Genomic DNA, 25,122 nt, shown 5'->3' with positions numbered 1-25,122 from the left:
ATGGGATGCTGCACCGGTCGGACGATTTGCAGGGAGGAAAGGGAAAAATGCGTTGAATTTGCGGGAATGATCTGCTAAGATGGACTTAGGACATTTTTAGATGGAGGTTGACTGGGAGATGGAAAAGAAAAAAATTGTCATTCTGGAGCCGTTGGGCGTGCCGCAGGAGCGGCTGCTGGAGATGATGCGGGAAAAACTGGGCGACCGGGTAGAACTGATCGCCTGCGCAGACCGGGCGGAGGACGTCCCGGCCCTGATCGAACGCAGCCGCGATGCGGATGCGGTGGTGCTCTCCAACTTCCCCTACCGGCGTGAGGTGATCGAGCACTGCCCCAGCCTCAAACTGATCTGTGTGGCATTCACCGGGGTTGACCATGTCGATCTTGCGTACTGCCGCGAGCGGGGGATTACCGTCTGCAACTGCGCGGGCTATTCAACGGCAGCGGTAGCCGACCTGGTGTTCGGCCTGTTGATCGGGCTTTACCGGAGGATTGCAGCCTGTGACCTTGCGGTGCGCAGCGGCGGCACCAAAAATGGACTGGTCGGTCCCGAACTGGAAGGGAAAAGGTTTGGCGTGGTCGGGACCGGCGCGATCGGCTCTCGGGTGGCGGCGATCGCAAACGCGTTCGGATGTGAGGTCTACGCCTACAGCCGCACCCGAAAGGAGCTGCCGGGAGTCTGCTATGTGGACCTGGACACCCTGTTCTCGACCTGTGATGTCGTTTCGCTCCACCTGCCGCAGACCGAACAGACCAAAGGGATGGTCGATGCGCGCTTGATTGGGCTGATGAAACCGGAGGCGGTCCTGATCAACACCGCACGCGGGCCGATCGTGGACAGCGCCGCCTTGGCGGATGCGCTGAAAGCGGGAAGGATCGCGGGCGCCGGGGTGGATGTTTTTGAGATGGAGCCGCCGGTACCGCAGGACCACCCGCTGTTCGGCGCACCCAACCTGCTGGCGACGCCGCATGTCGCGTTTGCGACCCATGAGTCGATGGTCAAGCGGGCAGCCATCGTGGCGGAAAACATCCGGGCTTGGCTGGATGGGGCCCCACAAAATCTGGTCTGACCGGACGGCCCTGCCCGCGCAGGGCATCGAAAAAAGGAGGACGAGGATGAAATGGGACAAGCGGGTACCGTAGAGGGAAACCCACTCTGGTATGAACCAATCGGAAAACTGCTTTTGCGGTTTGCAGTTCCGTCGATCATCAGCTTTCTGGTCAGCGCGCTCTACAACATCGTCGATCAGATTTTTATTGGACAGGGGGTCGGGATGCTCGGGAATGCCGCGACCAATGTGGCATTTCCGCTGACCACCATCAGCACCTCGATTGCACTGCTGATCGGGGTAGGGGCCGCATCCAATTTCAACCTCGAACAGGGCAGAGGAAACCGGGAGCGCGCCGGACAGATCGCAGGAAGCGGCATCGCGATGCTGGCGCTCTCTGGGATTGCGCTCGCTGCGGCTGTCCTGCTCTTTCTCAACCCGCTGCTGCTCCTGTTCGGGGCGACTGAAGAGGTTCTCCCCTACGCGCAGTCATACACCGGCATCACCGCTTTTGGTATCCCGCTGCTCATCTTCACCACCGGAGGAAGCCACATGATCCGCGCGGACGGAAGCCCCCGCTATGCGATGTACTGTATGCTTTCAGGTGCGCTCCTGAACACGGTCCTCGATCCGCTGTTCATCTTCCGGCTGGACATGGGGATTGCGGGCGCGGCGCTGGCGACCGTCCTCGGACAGGCTGTTTCCGCAGGCATGGCGATCTCCTATTTCCCGCGGTTCCGTTCGGTGCGGATCACCTGGCGGCTGCTTCGGCCGCGCGGGGACTGTATGCGGGCGATCGCCGCACTGGGGGCGGCCGCCTGCTTCAACCAGCTCGCGATGACGCTGGTGCAGATCACGATGAACAACACGCTGACCTTCTATGGTGCGCTGTCCGACTACGGGCAGAACATCCCGCTGGCCTGCGTGGGCGTGATCTCCAAGGTCAACGTGGTGCTGATGGCGTTCATCATCGGCACCGCACAGGGCTGTCAGCCGATCTGCGGGTTTAACTATGGCGCGAAAAACTATCCGCGGGTGAAAAAGACCTATCTGACCGCGGCAGCCGTGGTCACGGCGATCAGCACAGCAGCATTCCTCTGCTTTCAGATTTTCCCCCGTCAGATTGTCGCTATCTTTGGGGAAGGGAGCGAAGCTTATTTCCACTTTGCGGAACGGTATTTCCGCATCTATATGATGCTGGTGTTTCTCAACGGCATCCAGCCGCTGACCGCCAACTTTTTCACCTCGATCGGCAAGGCAAAGATGGGGATTTTGATGTCTATGACCCGCCAGATCCTGTTCCTGCTCCCGTTGATCGTGATCTTCCCCCGCTTTTTCGGGATCGACGGGGTGATGTATGCAGGCCCGATTGCCGACGGGGTCGCCGCGCTGCTCTCGGCCTTTCTGGCGGGCCGGGAACTGCACGATATGGGAAAACCCAGAACCGTCTGACCTATGGCAGGCGGGGAGCCCGAGCGTTCCCCGTGTGGAAGCCTCTGCAAAACATCTGAAAAAACAGCCCCCGGAAACCGTCTGTCCAGCGGTTTCCAGGGGCTGTTTTTCTCTTTTGGGAGGAGCGCAGGGTTACGCAAGAGGCACAAGAGCTGCCAGTTCCTGTGCGGCCGCATCGGTGAGGTCCTGCAAAAGCCGCAGGTGGAAATCCAGCGGGATACCGTCGACCGACCGGGCAGCCTTTTTAAGTGCACCGTCCACCGCCCCGGCCTGTAGGACTGCGTCCAGCATCCGGGTTTCCTCCCCGGCAGAGGGGAGCAGAAGCCTGCCGCAGCGGACCGACAGAAGCGCGGCCAGCCCCCAGCCCCACCAGTTTGACACCCCGGCGGCGAGGGTATAGTCGCCTGCGAGAGCAGCGCAGATTTCGGCACCATTCGGCACAGACCGCTCGACCAAAGGACGCAGGCCGCCCATCCCAAGCTCGTTCCCGCCATCCCCGATCCCGATGGTGACCACCCCGCGCTGGTTTGCAAGGGAGAAGAGCGGGTCGGTGTCCGCTACAATCGCGTCGATCTGTTCCCCGCGCATATTGTGGAAATGGCCGTCCAGCGCTTTCCCCGGGCGTTCGAGCGCGACAAGATGGGTGGGCACGAAGCTGGCAAGCAGCGCTTCTGCGGCCTGTTCCGGCTGTTCCTGCGGAAACCGGACAAGCTTTGCCTCTGGTGCGCGCAGATCCAGCGCCGCCTGCACCAGCGGAAAGGAAACGGCATCGGTGACGACACAGACCTCCCCGCCAACCGCGGAGAGTGCGGCGGCAAGGTTGGCGGTTCCCGAAGGGCCGTCGGTCTCCCCGCGCACACCAGTTTTCCCGCCGCAGGGGATCGAAAAGCCGGTGAGCAGCAGCGTCCGCCCGGCACCGAACAGCGTATCTGCGGCCGCATCCGCCGGAAGCGGCGGGATTCCGGCAGGCAGGCCGCGTCCGCCTGGGTCCTGCCGCATCAGCGCGCAAACCTGTTCTGAAAAATGCATACTGATCCCTCCGTCATCGGGCAGGAAAGCAAAAAAGACCCACCCAATTTTTTGAAAAAAATTCGTGGATCTTGTCTATTTTGAGGACAGCCGGGAAAGCGCCCCGATAAACAAAAGAACTTTATCCTTTTTTCAGCCTTAATATACCAGATTCCCCCGAAATTGTCAAGTTAAAAGATATTTTTCAGACTGGGGATTTCGGATTCCCAGATGTGGCAGATCAGCTCCTGAATCCGCTCGGTTTCAGCAGCAAGGTCGGGATATTGCTCATAAAATGCGTACGCGGGCAGGCGCGCCACGGCACCAGTGAGGGTATCCAGCTCGTCATGGTGGATGTAGTGGACCATGAACGACTCATGATGGTGCCATTCAAGCTGGAACTGTGCGGTCAGCTCTTTGAGCTTTGCGGCATCCTGTTTGTCAATCGCTTCGGAAATCTGCTCCAGTGTGGCTTCCATCTGGTTGGCGGCGCGGGTGAGGTGCCAGAGCGATACCCCGCTGAATCCCCAGACCATCACCAGCACCGAAAGTGCAATCCAGAGCCGCTTCATCTCCCCGCCTCCTTTCGTTTTGCCGGATGTTTGTCCACCGGCACGATCAGATAATCCGCCTGCCGGTTGCAGGTCATCAGAAAGATGTCCTTGGTGTTATAGCCGTGGTCGGTCACCGTCTTTTCAAGCCACTCGTACCGGAGGTTGCAGTATTGCAGGCCGCTGTCGATCACCACACCGTCGCTGATGATGACCACCGGCGGTGCGGAATCGGCCGGCTGGCCCTGTAATCCCAGCGTTTTGGCGGTGAGCGGCTGTGCCTCGAACTTTTGGTAGACACTGAGCTGGCCGGTTGTCTCGACGATCGCAAAGGCGACGTCCCGGATATCAAAGATGTTGTTCCCGCGCAGCTGCTCCATCATATCGTCGATCGTAAACCGGAGCTCTTTCAGCTCCTGCTGGTCGATCTTGCCGTCGCGGATAATCACCCGCGGGGTGCCCGATATGATCCGGCGGGCGGCTTTGGATTTGAGGGTGAGCGCCGACACGATCACATCGAAGATCACGAGGGTGAGAATCGGGATCACGCCGCCCATCAGCGGGACATTGGAATCCTCGATCGACATGGTTGCGATATTGGAAACCATGATGGTCACGACCAGTTCAGACGGTTGGAGCTGTCCGAGCTGACGTTTCCCCATCAGGCGCAGGCCGGCGATGATGATGATATAGACGATCAGCACCCGGAAAAATACGATGAACATGGGAACGGTTGACCTCCTGTTGCAGTTCGATTCTGAAAACTAGTTTGCACAGGAGGTTTCGCGGATATTCGGTACTGGTTGCCGGCATACTAAAAACATGCCCAGGACCTGTTTGAACGCCTTTTCAGGGACTCCAAAAAGCCTTCCGAAGGCTTGCGGCATACCCGGAGGGAGCAAAAATCTGGTGAAACATTTGCTGTGAAGCAGGTTCTCAATCTCTGAAAAAGGATGCATGGTTATGAAGATTACAGATATTTTTCAGCGGCGGCCAGCAGTTCCAAACAGCGCCTACCAGCCGCCGCAGCCGGACACAGGGCTGGACAGAAAACTCGCCCCCACGCTGCAGCAGCGCCTGGCCGACCTGCGCGAAATGGTGGGGAATACCGGCGACCTGATTGTCAACGAGCTTACGGTCTGCGGGATCGACTGTGCGGTTGTGATGTGCGAGGGCATGGTGGCAACCGCCGTATTTGCCGAGCTATTCGCCGAACCGCTGACCGCACTCCGGCTCGACCATCCGACCCCCGAAAAGCTGCTCGGATGGGTGCGGCACCAGTCCCTGCTCGCCCCCGACCAGAAGGAATTCCAGACCTACGGCGACCTGACCCGGTTTATCATGTCGGGCTTTGTGGTGCTGCTGGCGGAAGGGGTCGAACCGGGACTGGCATTCGGTATTCAGGGGTATGACGGGCGCTCGGTCTCGGAACCTGCGGGCGAATCCAACGAGCGCGGCTCCCGCGAAGGGTTTATCGAAAAACTGCGCCCCAATCTGGCGCTGGTGCGGCGGCGGTTCAAATCCGCTGACCTCACCTTTGAAATGGTCAACTTCGGGGTGAAAAGCCGCACCGACGGTGCGCTCGTCTATCTGCGCGGGGCGGTCTCTCCTGAACTGCTGGAGGAGGTGCGCCGCCGCCTTTCCCAGGTCAAAATCGACGTGGTGCTCGAGAGTGGCTATCTACAGCCGTTTCTGGATGCCAAGCCACTTTCGATCTTTTCCGGGGTGGGCTATACCGAGCGTCCGGATACCCTCTGTGCCAAGGTATCGGAAGGGCGGATCGGCCTGCTGGTCGATGGCACCCCCTATGCGCTGGTCGTTCCATACCTCTTTAACGAGCATTTCCAGAGCTTCGACGACTATGCCCACCGCCCCTATTTTGCCACCTTTATCCGCTGGCTGAAATATGCGGCATTTCTCTTTTCGTTCCTGCTGCCGGGGCTGTATGTGGGGCTTGGGAGCTTCCATCCCGAACTGCTGCCCAAAAACCTGCTGCTCAAGCTGGCACAGAGCGAGTCGGTGACCCCGCTGCCGCTCATGTTCGAGGCTTTGCTCATCTTTTTTATCTATGAGATCATGCGGGAAGCGGGGCTGCGGATGCCCAAGTCGGTCGGACACGCGGTGAGCATTGTGGGTGCGCTGGTGATCGGGGATGCGGCGGTGACCGCCGGGCTGATCGGTGCGCCGATGGTCCTGCTCGTCGCAATGACTGCAATCAGCTCGTTTGTCGTCCCCAGCCTGTACGAGCCGATTACCCTGCTGCGGTTCGGGTTCATCCTGATCGGCGGGGTTGCGGGATTGTTCGGGATCGTGCTTGCGCTCTGTGCGGTACTCGCAAATCTTTGTGCAGTCAACCCGTTCGGGATCCCGGCTACCAGCCCTGCCGCGCCGTTCTCACTCTATGCGATGCGGGATGTCCTCTTCCGGGTGGGCTGGAAAACCCTCTCCCAGGAGGATTTGCGGGTACAGGGCCTGACCGGGAGCGATCTGAAAGGGGCGGATGTCGATGGAGAATAAGCCGCGGATGATCTCCGGCACACAACTGGTCTTTCTGCTGCTCATCAGCCGGCTGTTCACACTGTTCACCTTTGTCCCCCGGGCGCGGACTGCTGCCAGCGGTTCAACGGCCCTGCTCTGTATCCCGCTGGCAGGGGCTGCGGTTGGTATTCTGCTGATCCCGTTCCTGCTGCTTCTCCGGCGCTCCCAAACCGACCTGCTCAGCTGTGCATTTCAGTTGGGCAGCGGGTATGGACTGGTTGTCTCGCTGCTTTTTGGGGTGTTTTGTATCTATATGGCGGCGTTTACCACCAGCCATTTTTCCTTTTTTATGGCCAGTGCGGTCTACCCCAATTCCACCCCCTGGGCGTTTCTGCTCCTGCTGACACTGGCGGCCGGATACGCCGCGTCACTCGGTCTGGAGGCGTTCTCCCGGATGAGCGTGTGGGTCTTTTCACTGCTTCTGCTCCTGTTGATCCTCTTTGTCTGCGCGCTGCTGCCCGAGGTCAACCCTGTTTACCTCACCAGCCCGCTGCTTGACGGGCTCCCCGCAGTCGGAAAAGGGATATTCTACACCGCAGTCAACCATGCGGAAGCGGCGGCACTGATCCTGCTCCTCCCAAGGGCGCGCCGGGCTGGCGGCAGGGTTGCCGCAGGATGGCTGGTCCTGACCATTCTGGTCTACGAGCTGCTTTCGTTCCTGACGCTGACCGTTCTCGGGGACTACGCAAAAACCCGGCTTTTCCCGCTGCACACCCTTTCCTCGCTGGCCCAGCTTTCCGGGTTCGGGCGGCTTGACCTGCTGCACATCGCCCTGTGGATTTTCGCAGCGTTCCTGCGGTTGACCGTGTATCTCTACTGCGCCGCAGTTTGCCTGCGGCGGATTTTTCCAAGTGCTGCATTTGGCAGGTCTTGCGCCTGCTGTGCGGCGGTCTCGGGGATCTGGTCTCTGGCAACTGCGCAGGGAATGCAGTTCTGGAACCGGATCTCGGAGCAGGTTTGGGTGGTCGCCGCGCCATTTTTACTTCTGGTCGCAGCAGTGCCGCTGGTAACCCTGCTCCTCACCAGCCTTGGGCGGAACTCCGCCGGAAAGGGGCGTATCAAATGAAAAAAAGGAAACTTGCAGCGGCTTTTCTTTCCGCCTGCCTGCTGGGGGGCTGTATGAAAAGTGTCCGGCTGAACGAACGCGGGATCGTCCGCGCGCTCGGGATCGACCTGCCTGCATCGGGCGGCTGCCGCCTGACCATGCAGATCAACCTGCCTTCCGGGGAGGATGCGGTGGACAAACCGCTTGTGATCGAGGAAGAAGGGCGCACGATCACCGATGCGCTCGCGCGTGCAGCGGTCTCGCAGGGCAAACAGCTCTTTCTGGGGGACTGCCGGTTGATCGTGCTGGGGCAGGCGCTCGCACAGATGGACGCTTCCCCGGCCCTCGATTTTCTCAATACCAACAGCATGATAACCCCTTCGGCAACCGTCCTGCTCGCAGAGGGGACCGCGAACGAGATCCTCGGGATACAGGAAAAGGCCCCCCGGCTGGATGCGGAAGGCCTGATCGAAATGACGGAGGGGGCGTACCATTATGGACGCGCCCCGCGGAGCCGCCTGCTTGACCTGATAAACGCGGCGGAAAGCGACCATCTGGCGGGGACACTGGCGGTTGTTTCGGTCGAAGGGAAAGGCAGCGGGACCTCTCCTTCCCCGGATTCCCAGCCGGACGAAGGGGAAGCCTCGGAAAATCCGGAGGAATCGGATGCGGGCAGCCCGGATACGCCGGAATCGGAGGGAGCGTCCGGGGAGAAGCCCGCACAGGCGGAAGTGTCCGGCGTCGCGGTATTCGACCGCGGGCATCTGGGGTTTCTGATGGAAGAAGAAGCGGCGCGCGGATTCGGCTGGATGCAGAAGGGGATACGCGGCGCGCCGCTGGTCGTTGGGGACGAACGGCTTGGGAAGGTTTCCACGCTCACCGTCAGCCATCGGGCAAAGATCGTCCCCGAAGCGGTGGGCGACCTGCTTGTATTCCACATGGAAGTGGAAATCCGGAGCGCGGTGCAAGAGACAGCACTCTCTCCGGGCCTCACCTTCGGCGAGGAGGAGCGCGCATACGCTGCCAGGCTTCAGGAGCGGCTGGTCGAATCCCAGATACAGGAGGCAGTAGATGCCTCCCGCAGATGGGGGTACGACCTGTTTGGGCTTTCGCTGCTTGTCCGGCAGAAGGACCCGGGCTTCTACCGGAAGCATCAGGAGGACTGGATGTCGATCGTTCAGAAAAGCGGCTATGACATCCAGGTTTCCTGCGAGATCGAGCGTACAGGCGGCACAAAGCAGGAGGAAGTATAAGAACCTTTATGCAAGGGGGCTTTTTCTCTTGCAAAAGGCCCCCTCTTGCCGCTTCGCGGCAATTCACCCGAAAAACTGCCGCCGCACTACGAGCCGCAGCGAGTGTTTCGGAGCGCAACCGTTGCGAAGAAACGGCTCTTAGCGCGAAGATCGGCGTGCATAGGCCAACCGGCGCGAAGCGCCGGCTCTTAGGCCGGAGCAAAAAAATCGAGTAAAACTTTGGTTTTGGGAAAAAAGCGGCACCCGGCCCAAAAGGGAGGGGCCTACGGGGAGGGGTCACTGACCCCTCGCCCGTAAGGCAAACTGAGGGGGCGTCGCGCGAAGCGCGCTTCGGGCTGAAAGCCCGAGAAGTCCCCCGAAGAAGGGCGCTTGCGCCCCGGAAGTTTGGGCTGGAACCCAAACTTCCGTTGCCTCACTGCCCCTAAATGCTGAACAGGCTCTAAGGGCCCATTTAAAAGACTCAGGGTTGCCCAAACTGGCAGATCAGCTCTTCCAAAATCCTGCTGACCTGATCCATCGCTTCCACTGTGATATGTTCCTGTGGACTATGATACGCCCATCCGCCGATTCCCAGGTTGGGACAGGGGACCCCGGCAAAGCTCAGCCGGGCACCGTCCGTCCCGCCGCGGGCCGCCAGGAGGAACGGTTCGACCCCAGCCAGCCGGCAGGCCGTACAGGCCTTTTCGATCAGCTGGGGATGCTGTTCCAGGATTTCCCGCATATTGGCATACTCCTCAACCAGAGAGATCGAAACGGTATCCGGGCCATAGCGGCCGTTCAATATGCGAGCGGCTTCCCGCAGCAGGCCGATTCGTCGATCCATGCCATCACGCTCGAAATCCCGCAGATTATACACCAGCTCGGCTTCCTCTACGGTTCCCCGGGAGCGCAGCAGGTGGAAAAATCCTGCGCGACCGTCGGTCCGGGCGGGGATTTCCTCCGCCGGAAGCATATGGGCAAATTCCATTGCGAGCAGCTGGGCATTTACCATAATCCCCTTGGCATATCCCGTATGGATGCCGAGTCCCCGGATCCTGATTTTGGCCTGTATCGCATAAAAGGTCTCGGTTTCAATCTCGCCGGCCGCCCATCCATCGACGGTATAGGCGTATCGGGCGCCGAACCGTTCCAGATCAAAATGGGCGGTTCCGCTGCCAATCTCTTCGTCCGGGATAAACACCACGCTGACCGGCCCATGTGCCCTGTCTGCGGTGGTCACCCGCTCGAGTGCGGTCAGAATTTCGGCAATGCCCGCCTTATCATCCACCCCCAGCAGGGTATCCCCACTGGAGGTCAACAGCGTCTGCCCGGCCAGAGACGGGAGATGCGGGAACTCTGCGGGACGCAGAACCAGCCCCGAATCCCCCAAAACGACCTCCCCGCCATCATACTGTTCAATGATCTGGGGGCGGACATTCTGTCCGGGACAGTCCGGATGGGTGTCCAGATGGGCCAGCAGCCCCAGGCAGGGAGCGGATTCACATCCGGCGGAAGCGGGCAGATACCCGTAGACAAAACAGTGGTTGTCCACCCCAACCTGTTCCAACCCCAGTTCCCGCAGTTCAAAAGCCAACTGATGCGCCAGATCAAACTGCCGCAGGGAGGACGGTGCGGACCCGCTGCATCGTTCACTGCTGGTCCAGATCTTTACATATTCCAGAAAACGCTCATACGCACGCATCGCGGAATCTCCTTTTGCGGAATTGGTCTCGGAGTGGTTTGTTCCACCGATATTATGACATAACCCGACGCAAAATACAATTATTTGAAGGAATAAAATTGACGGAAATATTCTGTTCGTGTTATAATACACCGTATACCAGGGTCGGAATGGGGACATCTCCGGGGAGGGATACGCTGTGTTTCGTGGGATGGAATATGTCTATGCGGTCTGGAAAGAGCGGAGCTTTTCCAGCGCGGCAAAAAAACTGTATATCTCCCAACCGGCTTTGAGCAACAGCATCAAGAGGGTGGAGGACAAGGTTGGCACGCCGCTTTTTGACCGCAGCACCTCCCCCATCCAGCTCACCGATGTGGGGCAGGAATACCTGCACGCGGTGGAACAGATTCTGGCCATTCAGGAGAATTTCTCCCACTATCTCGCAGACAGCCAGAACCTGAAAACCGGGCGCTTGACCATTGGCAGCGGAGCTATGATCTCTTCCTATCTGCTTCCTTCCCTGATCGCCCGGTATAAGGAGCGGTTCCCCTATGTGGAAGTCGATGTGATGGAGAGCGGGGAAGGGCATTTGGAAGAGATGCTCCTGAACGGGGTGATTGATCTGGTGATCGAAAACAGCAGCTTTCCGGAAGCGCTGTTCGAACGCCAGCTCTTCCAACAGGAACACATCATTCTGGCTGTCCCCAAAAGCTGGCCGGTGAACGGGAACCTTCTGGCTTTCCAGCAAAGCATCGACAATATCGCTTCCGGCTCCTATCTCAACCGCCGCTACCCGGCCGTACCGCTGCAGGCTTTTCAGGACTGTCCGTTTATTCTGCTGGGGCCGGGGGACGAAAACCATGAGCGTGCCCTATCCCTCTGCCGGGAACATGGATTTGTTCCACGCGTCATCCTGACGCTTGACCAGCAGCTGACCTCTTACAATATGGCCTGTGCCGGATTGGGGGCTGCGTTTGTCAGTGACACGCTGGTGAGGAGCACACTGCCCCATCCAGACATGGTCTACTATAAGCTGGAAGGAGAAGCCGCCCGGCGGGACATCTGCTTCTATTATAAACGCAACCGCTATATGCCGCAATGTGTCAAACAGTTTCTGGAGGATGCCATGACGGCTGCGGCGGCTGCATCCGTCTAAAAAGCGGTACCAGCAGCCAGAATCGAAAGGTGCTTTTCCGGTATCCCCGTTTGATTACTTTCAAAGTTATCAGGCAAGACAGACAACAGCACGGAAATAGAGAGCTTCCTTCTCATATCTGGTAGCAAAGCGGCGGTTGTTTTTGAGTTTGAGGAACAGATTTTCCACCAGGAGAACATTTGTCAAGGGGGGATTTCACCCAAAAGATGAAATCCCCCGATAAACTGGAATTCATAAACCTCGTTGGGCAACAATTACGGTATAGTTTTCGGTATCATATGTAACTCCTGTTTCTCTAAAACCATTTTTGTACCAAAAATGTTCTGCTTGAGGATTCCCTTTTACCCAACCAAGGCGGACATTCGCCATCCCAATACGGAACAGATAAGCACACAGGTCATTGATAATCTTGCTCCCTGTTCCAGTATTCTGTATGGACACATCCGTCATAAAAAATCCAATAAAGGCTGTTAATTCATCCGGGTAGGCCATGATGAAATCCATCACAGCAATCAGTTTTTCCCCATCATAAAATCCCAGATAATACTTATCGCACATTTCCTTGTTGGGTGGGAGCGCATTCATATCATTCATAATGCTCTGTTCTGATACAAACGGTGGACAGTATTGATAGTATAGACTGTTTTTATAGCATAATGTGTATACTTCCGCTACATCATTGGCGCACATCTTTCGAACAAGATATTGGTTTGAGAATAACGAAACATTCATTTTCCTTCTTTTCCCTTTCCAAACATTCATGTTCCGATTTGTCGATTTATCACGAGTTCAGTATACCGCAAAAGCGAATGACATTCAACTTCCGTTTATAGGCATTAATAGTAGTAGCAAGCAATGCACCGGTGTATACCCGGCGCAGCTTGCTGGTGGCCGACGGCCCCCAAGCCCTCAGTGCATCGGCGCAACTCCGCCCGATGCACAAGCCGCCGTTGGCGTCTGCTGGTATATACCGGCAGGGGATAGACACCCCCGGCGGAGCCGCCCCCGGAGAGCGCACAGCCGCCGTCAGGCAGTACCACCATCGGCCCTTGGCCGGCAAAGAGAGCGGAGCGCCCAGGTCATCCCCGGACGCTCCTGTTTCGGTTCCTTCCTGCTGGTCGATCACCGCCTTTCCAGCCTATTCCATTTTGCTACAAATGAACCGTCAGCCAATGTAATGTAGTGGCTTGGTGAAACCACCCTTTATACATTACATCTCAGATGGCCTTCTTTTGTTTTTCGCTTATTTCATGCCTTTTCATGTGCTTTATTTTATCATCTTAGATAGCATCTACACGGGTTAAGAACGGATAGCAGCCCAAATAGCGATACAACGAACATGTATCGCGGAGATAAAAGCATCGGAGGTCTTGGCATAGCGGGTGGCAAGACCTCTCCGGCGTTTCAAAGATAGAAAGCAGTTTTCTGCCAAGCGGCGCAGTTTATAGAGATATTTATCATAGCCGCGCTGTTCTTTACGGTTCTTCTTCGGTGGAATTACGGGTTCCACCCCCGCTGAAACCGCATAGGACAGGATATCATTTGTGTCATAACCCCGGTCTGCCAACAGGGTTTCTGCGGAAATGCCTTCTATCAGGTGGACAGCTTCTTTACAATCCGCTCGGGTACCCTCTGTAATAAGGATTCGGACTGGCATACCATGCGCATCCACGGCCAGATGTATTTTGGTGTTAAGCCCCCTTTTGTCTTGGACATATCCTGATTGCCGCCTTTTGCTCCCGCTGCGTGGGGATGTACCTTGATATGGCTGGCGTCGATCATCAGCCATTCATAATCCGGCTCATCGATCAGAATTTCTAAGAGCTTTTCCCAAACACCTTTTCTGCGCCAACGGATGAACCTCTGATGAACACTGCCCCACTTCCCGTAATCGGGAGGCAGGTCACGCCAGGGCGCTCCAGTTCGCAATACCCAAAACACCGCATTGATAGAACGGCGGTTATCCTAAGCGATCCCGCCCCACTGGCCTCGTTGTCCCGGCAAATGTGGTTCAAGCAATTCCCACTTTATCGTTTATATCATGTCTGTGATAGGATGCATCCATCTTTCTGTCCCCGGTCTTTTTAGATAGTTCCATTCTATCACAATCCTAACTTCTTGTGTAGACGATATCTAAGCCATTTATAGTAAGAACCGCAGGGAACACCGGCTAATCTACATATTGGTTTATCGCAGTAAAGCCATATTCCCGGTCAGCTTATTGACCTTTTTCTTTGGGCCACAAATTGCGATGCCGAAATATTGTAGGTTACTTTCGGGAGCGTGGCCCATCTTCTCAATAAATTCGCCATAGGTCTTGCAGCCCTGGGCCAGATCGGAGAAATCCACCACCGTCAAATCTTGAAAATCAGGCTGGTAGAGTTTTTCCCGTATCTGCTTGATAATCTCCGGTGAACCGCGCAGGATGGGCACAGGAAATTCTATGATGCCAAGATGTTCGTTGCCGCTTTGGTCGGTAACGTCAGCCCCTACCACCTCCGGCATTTTCTTTCCCAGGGTAATCCCCATGATCGCCGCCGTATTTGCGATGATACCCAGGGGCAGGCTCTCGTCAATGACCATGACGCACTTTTCATTTTGCCAGTCCATTTTGCTTTGCCTCTTTTCTCAAAAATAGTTTGCTCTCCGACAGGAGCAGACCCGCCAGCGTCAAAACCGTCCCGACAGCGGCCAGGGCGGTGATTTTCTCATGGAGAATTGCCACGGAAGTTACTACCGTAATCACGGGAACCATATAGATATAAACGCTCGTCTTGACCGCTCCCAACGCCTTGACCGCAAAATTCCAGGTGACAAAGCACAGGGCCGATGCGCCCAACCCTAAAAACAGAATGTTGAACAGGTACACAGGATTTGCAAATCTTATCAAATTCAGCTTGAAGTCAAACAGGAATAGTGTCGGGAGTATGAACAAGATGCCATAGCAGAACACTCGCCGGGTTGTAAGAATGGTGTGGTAGCCGTAACCGCTGATTTTCTTTGTCAGCACAGAATAACAGGCCCAAATCAGTGCGGCCAGCAGTGCCAGCAAGTCCCCGGCGGGGTTCAGCTCCAGCTTGGAGCCGTTGAAGCTGATTAAAGCGATCCCGGCCATAGCCACTACAAAGCCAATGAAAAAGCTGGCATGGGGCTTTTCCTCTTTCAGAAACAGATGGGATAGGAGCGCCGTGAAAAACGGGGCTATGGAAATAATCACCCCGACATTGGAGGCCATTGTGTAGGTGAGTGCGATATTCTCCAACAGATAGTAAAGGCATATCCCGCACAGTCCCGCTGCGGCAAAGGTCAATTCCTGTTGCCGGTTCGTCCCTTTCAAAGGTTGGGGATAAACAACCAACAGGGCCAGCAGTCCCATGACGAAGCGAAAGAACAATATCTCTACCGGCTGGAAGTCGGCCAGCAGAATTTTGGTGGAGATAAAGGTCGTCCCCCAAATGATGATTGTAAGAAGGGCGGAGAGATGGCCCACTGTTCTGTTACCCTTCATGCGGCATTTCCTCCGTGTCCCTGAATATGTCCCGATAAATTCCGGGGGCCAGCCCAATAAATCGGTTGAAATAATTGGTAAAATGGCTCTGGTCGGAGAAGCCGGTTTGCAGCGCCGCCTCAACGGGAGGAACGCCTTGCTCTAAAAGTTTTTTAGCCTTGCCTATGCGAATGTTTTCCAGATAGCTGTACGGTGTGACGCCTTTTGAGAGGGCAAAGGCCCGGAGCAGGGTGGATTTGCTCAATCCGGCGCGGTGGCAAATCTGTTCCAGATAAATCCGCTCGGCATAATGCTGTTCCATAAAGGCACAGGCTTTTTCAATTTCCTCCCGGCACTCCGGGACACAACTCTCAAAAGGCTGGCCGTATTGCTGGATCAGCAGAGAGGTCAGGAGGAGCAGGGTTTCCTCTTTCCCAAACTCGTTGGAACCTTTCATTACCAGTTCATGAAGGGGGCGCAAATAGCAGGTGACTTCTTCATCAGAGATTACGTTTTGGGAAAATCCAGGCAGCGCCCGTCTGCCGGTAACTTCCTCCGCCAAATCCAGCATAACCTCCTTGGTGATGTTGAAGCCCCGATAATCCAGCGTACCGCCGTCACTCTGAACACAGGCGTGGTTATCTCCCGGGTTGAACAGAAGAACATCGCCCCTTTTGATGGTGTACTCCTGATTTTTGCAGGACAGGACACGCTCCCCATCTTCCATGAAACCAATCACATAGTATTCGTGAAAATGGTTCGGAAAAGGCTGTACGATGCCCTCAAAACGATAAGCCTCAATACGGAGTTCATCATCGTAGACCACCGTTCGTACTTCTTTTTTCATGCGGCTTTCCTCCTTGATGATGCCTATTATACCAGATAGGATTACTGCTGGCTTGTAAAATATCTTCATTTTCTTCCTGATGTTGAAAAGTGCGCAAAAGGAAATTTTTCCCTTGGCGCACTTTTGGTTTGTCAGCAACTCCGCATGGTTTTATGATCTTGTCCATATCAGTGAAATGGTATTTCCAGAATATGATGTTCACTTTATCGCCGTAAATGACGGAGTGGACAGCGCAAAAGGAGATAGTGAATTTACCGCAATCCGCAACATATTCAATGAGATATTCGCCAAGGACGCCAGCAAAAAAATCAAGGCAACCTGGCAATCCAAGGGGCGCTCTGGCGAACACCTTTGCATCATCCCGCCCTATGGGTACATGAAAGACCCGGAGGACAAGAAACGCTGGATTGTGGACGAGGAAGCGGCGGCTATCGTGCAAAAGAGTTTCTCCCTGTGCGTGGATGGCTTGGGGCCGACGCAGATCGCCAAGTGGCTGCAACAGAACAACGTCCCGAACCCCACGGACTACGCCCACGAAAAGGGTTTGCTGGTCTGCAACGCTCCCACAGCTAATCCCTACAAATGGACAAACGAAACTGTTTCCCTCATTTTGGAGCGTATCGAGTACCTGGGCCATACGGTCAATTTAAAGGCCAGCAAACCATCGTTCAAGAGCAAGAAAAAGGTCTGGAATAACCCGTCCGAGTGGGTGATCTTCGAGAACACCCAAGAGCCGATTATCGGGAAAAGCGTGTTCCTGGGCTTGCAGAACATCCGGCAGGCCAGACGCCGCCCGACCAAGATGGGGACATGGGTATGTTTTCCGGACTGGTATACTGCGCTGATTGAGACGGCAAGATGTACCTATGCCGGGCCAACCACTTCAAGCCGGAACAGGAGTATTACATCTGCTCCGCCTATCGGAAAGACCGTACCCTGTGCAAGACGCACTCCATCCGCCGTGTAATGCTGGAAGAAATCGTACTGCGGAACCTGCGGGAAGCGATCTCCTATGTGACGCAGTATGAGGACGACTTTATCCAGCGGGCGGCGGAACGGAGCCTGCTGGCACAGAAAAAGGCTGTGCTGGCACAGTCTGAAAAGCGCATCGCGGAGTTGGATGTAATCTTCAAGAGAATTTACGAATACAGCTTCTATGAGTTAAGAGGTGGGAACCACAAGGATTATCAAGATAGGGATTACTCCGGGAAGAATACGGACAGGCCCAAATTCCAGGAGCTTTTAGCCGATATTAGGCAGGGCTTAATCCGCCGGGTGGTGGTTTACGAGCTGGATCGTATCAGCCGTTCTATTTTGGACTTCGCAACCATGATGGAACTGTTCCAGCAATACAATGTGGAGTTCGTTTCCTCTACGGAAAAGTTTGATACCTCCACACCCATGGGCCGGGCTGTGCTGAATATCTGCATTGTATTTGCACAACTGGAGCGAGAGGCAATCCAGAAGCGGGTAACGGACGCTTACTATTCCCGGTGTCAACGGGGCTTCCACATGAGCGGCGCGGCCCCCTATGGCTTCAAGCTGGAGCCCACCACTATCCGGGGCATACGGACGAAAATGATGATCCCGGACCCAGACACGGCGAATATCGCTCGGTTGATGTTCGAGATGTACGCCGAGCCGTCTACGTCGTTCGGGGATATTGCCCGGTACTTTGCTGAAAACAATATCTTGATTTACGGCAAAGAATTAAAACGAGGTTTTATCTCTCAACGGCTCCGCAATCCGATTTACGCCCAAGCTGACTGCTTTAAACGTGGAGCTTGCCCAGGTAGAGGACGAAATTGAAAAACTGCTGAATACTCTGGCCGGGGCCAATGCAGTTTTGTTGTCCTATGCCAACGGCAAAATTGAGGAGCTGGATGCCAACCGTCAACGGCTGATAAAGGAGATTGCGGCGCTGAACGCTGAAACAATCTCCCCACAAAAAATCGAGACTCTATCCGCCCACCTGGAGAACTGGGACACGATTGATTTTAACGACAGGCGGCAGGTAGCGGAAAGCGGTCCAGAGGCTGCTGATCGCAGCGAAAACAAGGCGGCTCGCGTTCGGATAATAGATAATGTGGCCCGCCACAATTTAAAAAACGAAAAGCCGTTCAATCACGCTAATTAGCGCATTTGAACGGCTTCTTGTTATCTCTATGTTTTTTCTTTCTTGTTTTCTGCCATTTTTATCATTTTCGCCAGATTTCGCTTGTCAGATTTTCATACATGAAAAAAGATAGTTCTGTACGAACGGGAGGCAAATATGCTATAATATCCGCAGGATAACGGTGCTGCCGCTTGCAGCCTGTCATGGCGTGGTTTTGCGGCAATTTTTTCTGCTCCGGCGCCTGCTGTCATTATAGAACATCCGATGGTACCGGATGCTCCGGAAAGGATTTTTCGTATATGGATCTGCTCTCACTTTTTTTGATTGCCATCGGACTTTCGATGGATGCGTTTGCCGTTTCCCTCTCCAACGGGCTTGCCTACCGGGGATTCGGCCGCAGGCAGGCGATAGAGGCCGCCGCCGCGTTCGGGCTGTTTCAGGCGCTGATGCCGGTCACAGGCTATTTTGCCGGACGCACCTTCAGCGATGCGATCAGCGCATTTGACCATTGGATCGCGCTCGGACTGCTCGCGGCAATCGGCGGGAAGATGGTGTTCGACGGACTGCACGATCTGCGCTCCCCCGAGGGGCAGATTGTCCCTCGCAGTTTTACCTTGCGTATCCTGCTGGTGCAGGCGGTCGCCACCAGTATCGACGCCCTTGCTATCGGGATCAGTTTTGCGGTGATGCGGGTCAATATCCTGACCGCTGCGGGATTTATCGGGGTGGTCACCCTGTTTTGCTGTCTGGTGGGAGCAGGGATCGGTTCCCGGTTTGGAAGGCTGCTCGGGCATCGCGCCGAGATATTCGGTGGGATCATCCTGATTGGCATTGGTCTGAAAATCTGCTTTGAGCACACGATGGGTGTCTGAAAATCTGTTTTTCTTCCCATTTCAGATGAGGATTTTTTGGGCGGGAAACGGCGTCTGTGGTGAGTTCAGATAAAAAATGGAGGGGGTTCACATGCTTGCTACCATCCGCAGCCTTGGTCTGACCGGAATCGAGCCGTTCGCTGTCACCGCAGAGGTAGGCGTCTCCCAGGCGATGCCCGGTTTTGACATCGTCGGACTGCCGGATGCAGCGGTCCGGGAGTCCCGCGACCGGGTGCGTTCCGCCTTGCTGCACAGTGGCTATCCATTCCCTGACGGGCGGATCGTTGTCAATCTTGCCCCTGCAGGCGTCAGGAAGGTTGGCTCACTCTATGACCTGCCGATCCTGATCGGCCTCTTGAGCGCACAGGGCATTCTCCCGGAACCGCAGAATGCGATTTTTCTTGGGGAACTGTCCCTGTCAGGGGAAGTGCGGTCGGTAGATGGGGTGCTCCCTATGCTGCTCGGTGCGGCAGGGCTGGGAATTTCGTCTGCCTTCATCCCCGCCGGCAACGCTGCTGAAGCATCCGCGGTACAGGGAATGACAGTCTACCCGGTTGCGGGGATTGGTGAGCTTGTTTGTTTCCTTCGGAAGGAAACAACGCTGCTCCCAGTTTCCGATTGCGCTTTTGAGGAGGCCGCAGGCCCACCGCTGGCCGATTTCAGTGATGTGAAGGGACAGCAGGTTGCCAAGCGAGCCCTGGAAATTGCGGCGGCGGGCGGTCACAACGTTTTGATGATCGGTGCACCCGGCACCGGAAAAAGTATGCTCGCCAAGCGTCTGCCCTCAATCCTCCCCGAGATGCACCCAGAAGAAGCGGTCGAAACCACCAAAATCTACTCGGCAGCGGGATTGCTCCCGCCAGGCGTCCCGTTGATTCGGAACCGTCCGTTCCGCGCGCCGCACCATACAGTTTCCACTGCTGGGATGTGTGGGGGTGGTTCGATCCCGCGTCCGGGGGAACTCTCCCTCGCACATAATGGGGTGCTATTCCTTGACGAATTGCCTGAATTCCAGCGTCCTGTGCTGGAAGCGCTCCGCCAGCCCCTTGAGGATGGGACACTCACCCTTTCGCGAGCACAGGCCCGGCTCAGCTATCCCAGCCGGTTTACATTGGTTGCGGCGATGAATCCCTGCCCCTGTGGATATTTCGGACACCCTACCCGCAGTTGTACCTGTCCGGAAGCCCGAATCGAGCGGTATCTGGATCGGGTTTCCGGGCCTCTGCTCGACCGGATCGACCTGCATGTCGAGGTCCTGCCGGTCGGATATGACCTGCTTTCGAGCAGACGGCAGGAGGAAACCTCCGCAGAGATCCGGGCGCGTGTCACCAACGCCAGAGGGATACAGGACCGCCGGTTCGGTGGGTTGGGCATCCCCTGCAATGCGGAAATCCCGCCCCCTATGCTCCCCCGATTCTGCCCGCTTTCCCCAGATGCGGATGCGCTGCTTCGCAAGCTGTTCGACCGGCTGAGTCTTTCCGGACGCGCCTATGACCGAATTTTGAAGGTATCGCGCACGATCGCCGATCTGGACAGCAGCGGGCAGATTGAGCTGGAACATCTGAATGAAGCGGTGCAGTACCGCAGCCTGGACCGCAAATACTGGAACCGGCACCGATGAAAAAACAGTTGTCTATCTCTGTGCGACTGCGAAACAGCGACAGGACACGCTGAATAGAAAAAGGCGGAGCAACTGCTCCGCCTTTAAAAAACATGTTATTTTTGAAAGAAACTGCTGATTTTATCTAAACTGATCTTAGCCTTGATCGCATCGACAATCTGGTTGATCTGCTCTTCCGGAAGGTCAACTCCCAGAAGCTTTTCCACTGTGGCTACAGGGTCTTTTGTAAAATTGTCCCGCAGCTCCTTGTCGTTCTTAATTTTATCAACCAGCTCTTCTATACTCTTTTTAATATCCATGGCTTACTTACCAAAATATCTGTTCAGCAGGCCGTTGAATGCGCAGCCATGACGCGCCTCATCCTTTGCCATCTCATGAACAGTGTCATGGATTGCATCCAGACCCAGCTCTTTCGCGCGGGCAGCCAGTTTCTTCTTGCCGTCGCAAGCGCCGTTCTCAGCGGCAACACGCAGTTCGAGGTTCTTTTTGGTGTCAGCATTGACACACTCACCCAGCAGCTCCGCGAATTTCGCAGCATGCTCTGCCTCTTCATAGGCGGCTTTCTCATAATAGAGGCCAATCTCCGGATACCCTTCACGATGCGCCTGACGCGCCATTGCCAGATACATGCCAACCTCGGTGCACTCACCGGTAAAGTTCATGCGCAGGCCCTCAATGATCTCTGCATCGACGCCAGCCGCAACACCGATTCTGTGCTCATCCGCCCAGACCATCGAATTGCCCTTCTGCTCCTCAAATTTGGACGCAGGCGCCTTGCACTGCGGGCAGAACTCTGGCGCAGAATCTCCTTCGTGAACGTATCCGCAAATGGTGCAAACAAACTTTTTCATTTGAAACATCCTCCTAAGAATTTTATTTCATTTCAAAAATGATTACTGTTTTTATCTTGATACAAATATACCACAAACGTATAGTTAAGTCAAGCCTTTTTGACGCAGTTTTCTAAAAATAATACCGCTGCTGCCAGATACCCTGGCAGCAGGATTTCCCGGTACAACAGCTGCTTTGTCGCTATTATAACATGCTGCCGCGAAGAGTGCAAGCATCCTGTAATTTCCTTTTGAATTCTTTCTGTCAGAGCGGCAGCATTATGTAAAAAACATACAAACCCCATATGCTGGATATACTAATATGAAGAATGAAGATTCAGATGAACAGGGGGATATGCCTATTATGTGTACCAGCATCGCGATGAAAACCAGCGATTTTTATTTCGGGCGCAACATGGATATTGAATACAATTTTGGGGAGCGGGTGGTGATTACGCCCAGAAATTTTCCTTTCCTGTTCCGCAGGGCTGGATATATGAAGGAGCACTATGCGTTCATGGGTTCGGCAACCATATCCGGAGGCTACCCGCTCTACGCGGAAGGGGTAAATGAAAAAGGGCTTTGTGTGGCGGGATTGAACTTTCCGGGAAATGCCTACTATTCGGAGGAAATGGACCCCCGAAAAAGCAATATCTCTCCGTTTGAACTGATCCCCTGGCTGCTCGGCAGATGCGCCTCGCTGGCAGACGCGCGGGAACTGCTGGAGGAAACCCACATCGTCGCGATACCGTTCAGCGGGCAGATCCCGCTGGTCCCGCTGCACTGGCATATTGCCGATGTAACCGGGTCGATCGTACTGGAATCGACCAAAGGGGGAACCAGCATCTATGAAAACCCGGTCGGGGTTATGACCAACAATCCCCCCTTTCATTTCCAGATGGAGAACCTTTGCCAATATATGAACCTGATTCCCGGACAGCCGAACAACTGCTTCAACCAAAAACTGGGGTTGGAGCCATTTGGATGCGGATTCGGCAGCATCGGGCTGCCGGGCGATTTTTCTCCGGCTTCCCGTTTTGTAAAGGTGTCCTATCTGCTGCTCAATTCGATCTGTGATAAGGATGAAGACAGCAGCATTTCGCAGATGTTTCATCTGTTGTCTACCGTTTCGATGGTGCGCGGAGGGGTGGTTATGCCAGGGGACAAATATGAACTGACCTCCTATTCCTGCTGCATCAACGCCGACAGGAAGATCTACTACTACACCACCTATTCCAACTGTCAGATTACAGCGATCCGCCTGGACCGTGAAAATCTCAGCCGTTCGGACCTGATCGAATACCCGCTGCAACAAACGCAGCAGATTGCGTGGGGCAACTGACCGGTCCATTTCAGTTGCGGGCATCCCCGGTTTGTGGTATAATAGCTGCAAAACAGCTATTATACCAAAACGATGGCCAGGACGATACGCAGGCACAGCCTGCTCCCGTCCCTATGGCCGATTATACCACATCGCTTCGCGATAGTGGTATAATAGCTGCAAAACAGCTATTATACCAGGGTTATGGCCAGGACGATACGCGGGCAAAGCCCGCTCCCGTCCCTATGGCCGATTATACCACATCGCTTCGCGATAGTGGTATAATAGCTGCAAAACAGCTATTATACCAGGGTTATGGCCAGGACGATACGCGGGCAAAGCCCGCTCCCGCCCCTATGGCCGATCATACTACATCGCTTCGCGATGTGGTATGATAAAACCCGTATCAACGGCTGCGGCTACTTGCGGTGGCCGACACGCGGGGGTTTGAGATGGCGCACGATCTGACACAGGGCAACGAAACCAAGTCAATTCTGCTGTTTGCGGTTCCTATGATGATAGGGAATCTCTTTCAGCAGGTCTATAACATTGTAGATACCATCATCGTCGGGAAGTATGTCGGCGCGGGTGCGCTTGCGGCAGTGGGATCGTCCTATACGCTTATGGTGTTTCTGACTTCAATCATCCTTGGACTGTGCATGGGCAGCGGGGTCGTTTTTTCCCAGCTTTTTGGCGCGCGGCAGGCTGAAAAGCTGAAACATGCGATCCTGCTTTCCTTTGCCTTTATTGCGTTGGTGACCCTTGCCATCAACCTTGCTTCGATCCTCCTGATCGAGCAGATTTTATGGTTTCTCCGAATCCCGCCGGACATCCTCGGTCTGACCCGAGAGTACCTGTGGATCATCTTCTATGGGATTGGCTTCACCTTTCTCTATAACTATTTTTCAGCGGTCCTGCGCAGCATTGGCGATTCCGTGACTCCGCTCTGCTTTCTTGCGCTTTCCGCCCTGCTCAATGTGGGGCTGGATCTTCTGTTCGTTGTCCCACTCGGGATGGGGGTGGGCGGTGCCGCGCTTGCCACGGTTATTGCACAGGGCGTTTCCGCGCTTCTAATTGCGGTCTACTGCTACTGCAAGGCTCCGGAGCTTCGTCCTGGAAGGCGGCATCTCCAGCTCGACCGCCCCCTGCTGGGGAGGATTATCTCCTATTCGGCGCTTTCCAGCGTCCAGCAGTCGATTATGAACTTTGGGATTTTGATGATCCAGGGGCTGGTCAACAGCTTTGGCGTACAGGTCATGGCAGCATTTGCAGCGGCTGTCAAGATTGATTCGTTCGCCTATATGCCGGTGCAGGATTTTGGAAATGCCTTTTCCACCTATATTGCGCAAAACCTGGGCGCAGGCAAGCGGGAGCGGATTCAGAACGGAATCCGCTCTTCGGTGCGGGCTGCGACCCTGTTCTGCCTGATTATCTCAGCAGCAGTGGTTGTTTTTGCCCGTCCGTTAATGTGCATTTTCGTGGACCCGGGGGAGCTGGAGATCCTCTCGATCGGGGTGCAGTATCTGCGGATCGAGGGGGCCTGTTACTGCGGGATTGGCTATTTGTTCCTGCTCTATGGGCTTTACCGGGGACTTGGGCGTGCTGGGATGTCGGTCGTGCTGACGGTCGCTTCCCTCGGAACTCGTGTCGCGATCGCCTACCTGTTTGCCCCGCTCCCCGCATTTGGCCTGCTCGCCATCTGGTGGGCAATCCCGATCGGTTGGGCCTTTGCTGACCTGATTGGCTTTTTCTACTATAGAAGGCACAAAGACAGCCTGCTCCCCTCACTTTCTGTGTGAAGGCGTTACTCTGCAACGATCCCTCTGTACATTGCCGTATCCGCAAAAATTGGCAGCAGGCAGTCCCCTCGCCCTTTGTTTCGGTCCGAATCAGTTTCGGCGGTTGAACGCAAGATGCCCGCTGGTGTTTGCAGCCCGGAGCAGGTGTAAACCAAGGTACGGAATTGATTTTTGAGTGGTATGACCCAAAATTTTCCCTTCCTGTAAGTTTGTATATTTTTATGAATCACTCGGAGGTTTTTTGTTCAAAAAGGCACAAACCTTTTTCTTGTATTTTTTTCTTCTATCTGATATAATATTAACAAAGATGGTTTTTGGGATGCATTCCATATTATGAAATTTGAAATTTTGTCTTATGGAATACTCCTGAATTTTTGTGCGTCTTTTGAAACGAATCATTTTTTGCCGGACATTCCCGGCAAAGACAAATTAGTAGGAGGAACACGCATGGACTTTGTATTGAGCAAAGAGCAGGAAATGGCGCGGCAGCTGTTCCGTGATTTCGCGGAAAAAGAGGT

22 protein-coding genes and 4 pseudogenes are annotated in these 25,122 nt (G+C 55.1%); 14 read left to right on the top strand and 12 right to left on the bottom strand.

Annotated elements, in window-relative coordinates; translation table 11 throughout:
* Positions 1-118 precede the first annotated feature (118 nt).
* A complete protein-coding gene (locus D5269_RS10545) occupies positions 119-1,069 on the top strand; it encodes a 2-hydroxyacid dehydrogenase (RefSeq protein WP_166545169.1) in 951 nt (316 codons plus the stop codon).
* A gap of 51 nt (positions 1,070-1,120) precedes the next feature.
* Positions 1,121-2,500, top strand: coding sequence for an MATE family efflux transporter (locus D5269_RS10540; protein WP_120485286.1), 1,380 nt, complete (start codon positions 1,121-1,123; stop codon positions 2,498-2,500).
* A gap of 132 nt (positions 2,501-2,632) precedes the next feature.
* On the opposite strand, the gene D5269_RS10535 is transcribed toward D5269_RS10540, so the two are convergent.
* The 3 genes from D5269_RS10535 to D5269_RS10525 all read right to left on the bottom strand — a co-directional run bounded on the left by D5269_RS10535 (position 2,633) and on the right by D5269_RS10525 (position 4,784).
* Positions 2,633-3,529 (bottom strand): DUF4392 domain-containing protein, encoded by an 897-nt coding sequence (locus D5269_RS10535; protein WP_120485285.1) that lies wholly within the window; start codon positions 3,527-3,529, stop codon positions 2,633-2,635.
* Between the two features lie 170 nt (positions 3,530-3,699).
* Entirely contained in the window at positions 3,700-4,080 is a 381-nt protein-coding gene (locus D5269_RS10530; protein ID WP_016315921.1) for a DUF4363 family protein, read from the bottom strand.
* Positions 4,077-4,784, bottom strand: a complete 708-nt coding sequence (locus tag D5269_RS10525; RefSeq protein ID WP_016315922.1) for a DUF421 domain-containing protein — start codon at positions 4,782-4,784, stop codon at positions 4,077-4,079. Before D5269_RS10525 ends, D5269_RS10530 begins: the two co-directional genes overlap by 4 nt.
* Before the next feature lie 238 nt (positions 4,785-5,022).
* Between D5269_RS10525 and D5269_RS10520 the strand changes: the two genes are divergently transcribed.
* From D5269_RS10520 to D5269_RS10510, 3 genes are read left to right on the top strand one after another with little or no spacing between them, the layout of a single operon-like run.
* Positions 5,023-6,576, top strand: coding sequence for a spore germination protein (locus tag D5269_RS10520; RefSeq protein WP_120485284.1), 1,554 nt, complete (start codon positions 5,023-5,025; stop codon positions 6,574-6,576).
* The gene (locus tag D5269_RS10515) at positions 6,566-7,663 is read left to right on the top strand and encodes a GerAB/ArcD/ProY family transporter (RefSeq protein WP_158604938.1); all 1,098 of its coding nucleotides are present in this window, start codon (positions 6,566-6,568) and stop codon (positions 7,661-7,663) included. The genes D5269_RS10520 and D5269_RS10515 overlap by 11 nt, the downstream gene beginning before the upstream one ends.
* On the top strand, positions 7,660-8,895 hold the full coding sequence (locus D5269_RS10510; RefSeq protein ID WP_120485282.1) for a Ger(x)C family spore germination C-terminal domain-containing protein: 1,236 nt from the start codon (positions 7,660-7,662) through the stop codon (positions 8,893-8,895). The genes D5269_RS10515 and D5269_RS10510 overlap by 4 nt, the downstream gene beginning before the upstream one ends.
* A gap of 460 nt (positions 8,896-9,355) precedes the next feature.
* Here D5269_RS10510 and pepT read toward each other — a convergent pair whose 3' ends face one another.
* Positions 9,356-10,576, bottom strand: coding sequence for a peptidase T (pepT, locus tag D5269_RS10505; RefSeq protein WP_120485281.1), 1,221 nt, complete (start codon positions 10,574-10,576; stop codon positions 9,356-9,358).
* A 178-nt stretch (positions 10,577-10,754) separates the two neighbouring features.
* Here pepT and D5269_RS10500 point away from each other — a divergent pair, with 178 nt between their 5' ends.
* Positions 10,755-11,711, top strand: coding sequence for a LysR family transcriptional regulator (locus D5269_RS10500; RefSeq protein WP_120485280.1), 957 nt, complete (start codon positions 10,755-10,757; stop codon positions 11,709-11,711).
* Positions 11,712-11,942: 231 nt separating this feature from the next.
* Here the strand turns inward: D5269_RS10500 and D5269_RS10495 are convergent, their stop codons facing one another.
* The 6 genes and pseudogenes from D5269_RS10495 to D5269_RS10470 form a co-directional block, all read right to left on the bottom strand.
* A complete protein-coding gene (locus D5269_RS10495) occupies positions 11,943-12,305 on the bottom strand; it encodes a GNAT family N-acetyltransferase (protein ID WP_243126771.1) in 363 nt (120 codons plus the stop codon).
* A gap of 187 nt (positions 12,306-12,492) precedes the next feature.
* Positions 12,493-12,837, bottom strand: coding sequence for a hypothetical protein (locus D5269_RS10490; RefSeq protein ID WP_120485278.1), 345 nt, complete (start codon positions 12,835-12,837; stop codon positions 12,493-12,495).
* Positions 12,838-13,011: 174 nt separating this feature from the next.
* A pseudogene (locus D5269_RS10485) lies at positions 13,012-13,776 on the bottom strand (IS5 family transposase).
* Between the two features lie 122 nt (positions 13,777-13,898).
* Complete coding sequence (locus D5269_RS10480; RefSeq protein ID WP_016315931.1) at positions 13,899-14,321, bottom strand: DUF2000 domain-containing protein; 423 nt, start codon at positions 14,319-14,321, stop codon at positions 13,899-13,901.
* Entirely contained in the window at positions 14,305-15,219 is a 915-nt protein-coding gene (locus tag D5269_RS10475) for a DMT family transporter (protein ID WP_120485277.1), read from the bottom strand. Before D5269_RS10475 ends, D5269_RS10480 begins: the two co-directional genes overlap by 17 nt.
* Positions 15,209-16,045, bottom strand: a complete 837-nt coding sequence (locus D5269_RS10470) for an AraC family transcriptional regulator (protein ID WP_120485276.1) — start codon at positions 16,043-16,045, stop codon at positions 15,209-15,211. Before D5269_RS10470 ends, D5269_RS10475 begins: the two co-directional genes overlap by 11 nt.
* A gap of 79 nt (positions 16,046-16,124) precedes the next feature.
* Between D5269_RS10470 and D5269_RS19015 the strand changes: the two are divergent.
* The 5 genes and pseudogenes from D5269_RS19015 to D5269_RS10450 form a co-directional block, all read left to right on the top strand.
* A pseudogene (locus D5269_RS19015) lies at positions 16,125-16,817 on the top strand (recombinase family protein); the annotation flags it as partial.
* A gap of 86 nt (positions 16,818-16,903) precedes the next feature.
* A pseudogene (locus tag D5269_RS18570) lies at positions 16,904-16,984 on the top strand (hypothetical protein); the annotation flags it as partial.
* A 168-nt stretch (positions 16,985-17,152) separates the two neighbouring features.
* Positions 17,153-18,182, top strand: a pseudogene (locus D5269_RS10460) (recombinase family protein).
* A gap of 278 nt (positions 18,183-18,460) precedes the next feature.
* Positions 18,461-19,033 (top strand): manganese efflux pump MntP family protein, encoded by a 573-nt coding sequence (locus D5269_RS10455; RefSeq protein ID WP_120485294.1) that lies wholly within the window; start codon positions 18,461-18,463, stop codon positions 19,031-19,033.
* A 91-nt stretch (positions 19,034-19,124) separates the two neighbouring features.
* Positions 19,125-20,654, top strand: coding sequence for a YifB family Mg chelatase-like AAA ATPase (locus D5269_RS10450; RefSeq protein WP_120485274.1), 1,530 nt, complete (start codon positions 19,125-19,127; stop codon positions 20,652-20,654).
* A gap of 95 nt (positions 20,655-20,749) precedes the next feature.
* Here D5269_RS10450 and D5269_RS10445 read toward each other — a convergent pair whose 3' ends face one another.
* Positions 20,750-20,953 (bottom strand): hypothetical protein, encoded by a 204-nt coding sequence (locus tag D5269_RS10445; protein ID WP_016317989.1) that lies wholly within the window; start codon positions 20,951-20,953, stop codon positions 20,750-20,752.
* Positions 20,954-20,956: 3 nt separating this feature from the next.
* On the bottom strand, positions 20,957-21,505 hold the full coding sequence (locus tag D5269_RS10440) for an NADH peroxidase (protein WP_016317990.1): 549 nt from the start codon (positions 21,503-21,505) through the stop codon (positions 20,957-20,959).
* 301 nt (positions 21,506-21,806) lie between these two features.
* On the opposite strand from D5269_RS10440, the gene bsh reads away from it, so the two are divergent.
* The 3 genes from bsh to D5269_RS10425 form a co-directional block, all read left to right on the top strand.
* Positions 21,807-22,826, top strand: a complete 1,020-nt coding sequence (gene bsh, locus D5269_RS10435; RefSeq protein WP_347707296.1) for a choloylglycine hydrolase — start codon at positions 21,807-21,809, stop codon at positions 22,824-22,826.
* 431 nt (positions 22,827-23,257) lie between these two features.
* Positions 23,258-24,604, top strand: a complete 1,347-nt coding sequence (locus D5269_RS10430) for an MATE family efflux transporter (RefSeq protein ID WP_120485272.1) — start codon at positions 23,258-23,260, stop codon at positions 24,602-24,604.
* A gap of 333 nt (positions 24,605-24,937) precedes the next feature.
* On the top strand, positions 24,938-25,122 hold a 185-nt coding region (locus D5269_RS10425), incomplete at its 3' end, for a hypothetical protein (protein WP_147407965.1).

Origin of the sequence: Anaerotruncus sp. 1XD42-93 (genome assembly GCF_009917605.1) — a bacterium.
Taxonomy (GTDB): Bacteria; Bacillota; Clostridia; order Oscillospirales; family Ruminococcaceae; genus Anaerotruncus.
This window is presented reverse-complemented; position numbering and strand designations above follow the sequence as displayed.

Excerpts from the sequence above, each read along its gene's own strand:
- D5269_RS10510 (WP_120485282.1), top strand. The coding sequence starts at position 7,660 with ATGAAAAAAAGGAAACTTGCAGCGGCTTTTCTTTCCGCCTGCCTGCTG.
- D5269_RS10430 (WP_120485272.1), top strand. The coding sequence starts at position 23,258 with ATGGCGCACGATCTGACACAGGGCAACGAAACCAAGTCAATTCTGCTG.
- D5269_RS10535 (WP_120485285.1), bottom strand. The coding sequence starts at position 3,529 with ATGCATTTTTCAGAACAGGTTTGCGCGCTGATGCGGCAGGACCCAGGC.
- pepT (WP_120485281.1), bottom strand. The coding sequence starts at position 10,576 with ATGCGTGCGTATGAGCGTTTTCTGGAATATGTAAAGATCTGGACCAGC.
- D5269_RS10480 (WP_016315931.1), bottom strand. The coding sequence starts at position 14,321 with ATGGACTGGCAAAATGAAAAGTGCGTCATGGTCATTGACGAGAGCCTG.
- D5269_RS10495 (WP_243126771.1), bottom strand. The coding sequence starts at position 12,305 with ATGAATGATATGAATGCGCTCCCACCCAACAAGGAAATGTGCGATAAG.
- D5269_RS10440 (WP_016317990.1), bottom strand. The coding sequence starts at position 21,505 with ATGAAAAAGTTTGTTTGCACCATTTGCGGATACGTTCACGAAGGAGAT.
- D5269_RS10475 (WP_120485277.1), bottom strand. The coding sequence starts at position 15,219 with ATGAAGGGTAACAGAACAGTGGGCCATCTCTCCGCCCTTCTTACAATC.
- D5269_RS10455 (WP_120485294.1), top strand. The coding sequence starts at position 18,461 with ATGGATCTGCTCTCACTTTTTTTGATTGCCATCGGACTTTCGATGGAT.
- D5269_RS10540 (WP_120485286.1), top strand. The coding sequence starts at position 1,121 with ATGGGACAAGCGGGTACCGTAGAGGGAAACCCACTCTGGTATGAACCA.
- D5269_RS10445 (WP_016317989.1), bottom strand. The coding sequence starts at position 20,953 with ATGGATATTAAAAAGAGTATAGAAGAGCTGGTTGATAAAATTAAGAAC.
- D5269_RS10530 (WP_016315921.1), bottom strand. The coding sequence starts at position 4,080 with ATGAAGCGGCTCTGGATTGCACTTTCGGTGCTGGTGATGGTCTGGGGA.
- bsh (WP_347707296.1), top strand. The coding sequence starts at position 21,807 with ATGAAGAATGAAGATTCAGATGAACAGGGGGATATGCCTATTATGTGT.
- D5269_RS10450 (WP_120485274.1), top strand. The coding sequence starts at position 19,125 with ATGCTTGCTACCATCCGCAGCCTTGGTCTGACCGGAATCGAGCCGTTC.
- D5269_RS10520 (WP_120485284.1), top strand. The coding sequence starts at position 5,023 with ATGAAGATTACAGATATTTTTCAGCGGCGGCCAGCAGTTCCAAACAGC.
- D5269_RS10470 (WP_120485276.1), bottom strand. The coding sequence starts at position 16,045 with ATGAAAAAAGAAGTACGAACGGTGGTCTACGATGATGAACTCCGTATT.
- D5269_RS10545 (WP_166545169.1), top strand. The coding sequence starts at position 119 with ATGGAAAAGAAAAAAATTGTCATTCTGGAGCCGTTGGGCGTGCCGCAG.
- D5269_RS10525 (WP_016315922.1), bottom strand. The coding sequence starts at position 4,784 with ATGTTCATCGTATTTTTCCGGGTGCTGATCGTCTATATCATCATCATC.
- D5269_RS10515 (WP_158604938.1), top strand. The coding sequence starts at position 6,566 with ATGGAGAATAAGCCGCGGATGATCTCCGGCACACAACTGGTCTTTCTG.